This is a genomic window from Methyloceanibacter sp., assembly GCF_058506495.1.
In genome coordinates this window covers 1-3,343 of the sequence record NZ_JBZMXT010000143.1, presented here as the reverse complement: position 1 = coordinate 3,343, position 3,343 = coordinate 1, and the positions used below count along the sequence as shown (strand labels likewise).

2 protein-coding genes are annotated in these 3,343 nt (G+C 56.5%); both read left to right on the top strand.

Going from position 1 to position 3,343, the window contains the following annotated elements:
• Window positions 1–825: 825 nt before the first annotated feature.
• On the top strand, window positions 826–1,476 hold the full coding sequence (locus tag AC33YF_RS13295) for a tetratricopeptide repeat protein (RefSeq protein WP_491777693.1): 651 nt from the start codon (window positions 826–828) through the stop codon (window positions 1,474–1,476).
• A gap of 357 nt (window positions 1,477–1,833) precedes the next feature.
• Window positions 1,834–3,343, top strand: a 1,510-nt coding sequence (locus AC33YF_RS13290) for a TonB-dependent receptor (protein ID WP_491777692.1), incomplete at its 3' end; no start/stop codon positions are given.

The following is a 3,343-nucleotide window of genomic DNA, read 5'->3' as shown; positions in this document are numbered from 1 at the left end:
GGGGCACTGATTAGGAGAGATACGATGAAAGAAGCACTTCTCGCACTGACGATCCTTGCAGCTTCTGGCGCACCGGTTCTGGCCGACGGGTTCCCGAACCCCTACCAGACGAATATGCCGCGCTAAGTATCATAATGAGCAGCAAAGCCCCGGTCCTCCCTCCCTAGCCGGGGCTTTCGCTTGTCTGCACCGTTCAGTGATCCAAACGCCCGAGCTCGCCGTATCGTTAACAACTCGTTAAGGCTTCGCCTCTGCCCCCCTGATGAAGCCTTGGCGATGTACTCTCCTAAGCCCCAGTGCCCCCGCGCTGGGGCTTTCCTTTTGCGCTGCTCGCGCGACCTGTTGAGGAGAGGACCTGGCGGGGACCCCATGACCCACCGCCAGGCCGTGCCCCCAAACCAGTGAGACTGAGTTGGGAACTCCGGCTCATTTTTCTCATCGGAAAATGGCGCGGCTGTAATCGGTTTTGACTTCCCTCAATACGGGCCGTTCCCATCACAAGGCATGGTGCTCAGACCTAGGGGCGACGAGTACCCCTGGCCACCAATGCCAATCAGTGCAGCCCCTTTGACCTAAGCCCCTGCGTTTCCGCCAGGGCTTTCTTTTTGCCTGCTACACTCAGCCTGCGCGGGGGGAAGTTTGGAGAGCTTCTCGCGACCGACTACAACGACGCTAAGGCACGCCAGACGGCGTCGGGGCTTATCCAGGGGTAAGTGGGCCGGACCATAGGGTGATCGACATGGAGGCTTTATTTTCGGCGCTAGTGCAGGAGCTGAGAGAGGCGGGGCGTAGATGAGCCAAGCGCAAAAAATGGAGTTCAAGCACATGCGTAGACTTGTGGCCGCCTGTGTGGCGCTCATCATCGCTACGATGGCGACGGAATTGTTGGCGCAGGATTTTAATGACGGGGTGAAGGCCGTTCAGAAAGGGGACTTTGCAACAGCGGTTAAGATTTGGACGCCGCTTGCTGAGAAAGGGTCAAAGGCAGCACAGTTCAATCTTGCTGTGATTTACGACGACGGCATGGGGATACCTGAGGACAATGCTGAGGCAGCGAAATGGTACCGTAAGGCCGCCGAAAACGAATTCCCTCAGGCGCAGTTGATTCTCGGAATTATGTACTTGGAGGGCGAGGGAGTCCCCGAAGACAATGAAGAGGGTTTGAAGTGGCTCCGTAAGGCTGCCAAACAAAAAAATGGAATCGGGGCTGATGCGCAGGCTCGTATCGGCAGGATCTATGAGAGAGGCCTCGGTGTCGAAAAAGATGATGTGTCCGCATACGTCTGGTTTAGCGTCGCGGCCGCGAATGGTAGCAACGAAGCGACGTGGGAGAAGCAATCAGTCGCTAAGCGGCTGACATCGTCACAACTCGCTGAGGCCCAGCAAAGATCGGAACGCTGCATGACCTCGGGCTCTGAAGATTGCGACGACAAATCGGCTTGGGACAAGATCATTGACACTGTCACGGGAAACTAGGCAGCCATCCCCGTATCTGCAACGCAACTCCACATCATACCCGCCCAGGCGCTGAGAAATGTGCGCGAACGAAGTCCGCATTCGCGCGCAAAGCGGTCGTGCTGAGTCGGCGGTCCCATGTCCGCTAATGACCAAAGCGGCCACTCTTGCCTAACGTCGGGTCAGCAGCTGTGCATTGCTGAGCTCTCAGGGAAGCGGGCCAATCCCGTAGATGCACGATGCTCAACTATATTCGTGAAAACATTACATTTCATGCATGTTACCACTCCTCTTAACCTGGCAGTCAGGGGGTAATCCATTATGGAGCTGCTTCGCCTTGGGCGAAGCGCACCCCCGCTTGTGGAGTAAGGGGCATACATGGGCTCGCGTGTTGCTTGGACCCAAAAACTGTTTGGATTTGCGAAGGAAATCCGTATTTGCGGATCACGCTTGCTGCTCCTGTCGGCAAGCACAGTTCTGATTTTGACGGCGGGTGAGACCGCTCTGGCGCAGCAAAGCGGCAATGGTGGCGCCGAGGAGGCAAACGCACCCAGCCAGGGTGTTGCTACCGGAGTTGGCCAGACAGCAAGCCCCCCGGCCGGGCCCGATCCTAAGGAATCAGAACAAACGAGCTCCGAAGCAGAACGCTCTGGGACCTCGGAAGACATTCTCAGCGATGAGAACATGGTCCCGGCAGTCATCGTCGAGCAGGATCAGAACCAGGAAGCATCGTCGGAGGTTTCTTCCGTCGACGTCGCGAGTACGACTGAGCCAAGAGCCACACCAGTCTCCGTGTCGCAGAGTTCTGTGGAGTCCTCGCCGGCTTCAGCACCGACGAGTGGCGCGGGCGAATTCGCCTCACAGGACGAGATCGACCAAGCAATCTTTGATCTTCCAGTCGAGGGCAGTGGGCTCAATCGCGGTTCATTTGGCGTGGATGGCTACTACGCCGCAGGCACGAGTTCAGCGACGAAGACGAATACGTTGATCATGAATATTCCGGGAACCGTTTCGATTATTCCGGAGGAGTTGGCCGAGGATCAGGCCGCAAATAGCCTTGGGCAGGCGCTGCTCTATGTTCCCGGCATTACGGTGCAACAGGGCGAGGGCCACCGGGATCAGATAACCTTTCGTGGGCAAGAAACGACCGCGGATTTCTTCGTCGACGGCGTCCGTGACGACATTCAGACTTTCAGGGACCTCTACAACATTCAGACCATCGAGGTTCTTAAAGGCCCGAACGCGATGATCTTCGGTCGGGGTGGCGGCGGCGGCGTGATCAATCGCGTTACGAAACGGGCAGATGGCGTCCCGATCTACGAAGGAACATTCCAGTTTGGAAGCTGGGGGCGTGCGCGAGGTACAGCCGACGTCGGTCAGGCGATCTCGCCAAACGCTGCCATTCGCCTCAATGCGATGTACGAGGACTCAGAAACCTTTCGCGATTTTTCTTTTCTTGAGCGTTACGGCATCAACCCGACGCTCGGCTTTAGGCTCGGCGAACGAACGACGCTGCATTTTAGCTACGAGTATAAGAGCCACGATCAGAACGTCGACCGTGGTGGCCCCTCGATCAGGAACAGACCGTTCGAGTATCCCATCGAGACCTTTTTCGGCCAGCCTAAGGTCAGCTTCAGCAACTTCGATGGTCACGTCGCCACAGCGACATTAGAACACGAAACATTGTTCGGCTTGCAGGTTCGCAATCACACATTTCTCGGCGATTACGACAAACTTTATCAGAACATCTTCTCGGACTCTCCGGTCAACGGTCCGGGGCCAGGGCTGGTCGAGCTCGATGGATATGAAAGCATTACCGATCGACAGAACTTCGTGAATCAGACGGACTTCTCTTATGATTTCGAACAAGGCAAACACTTGCGCCACA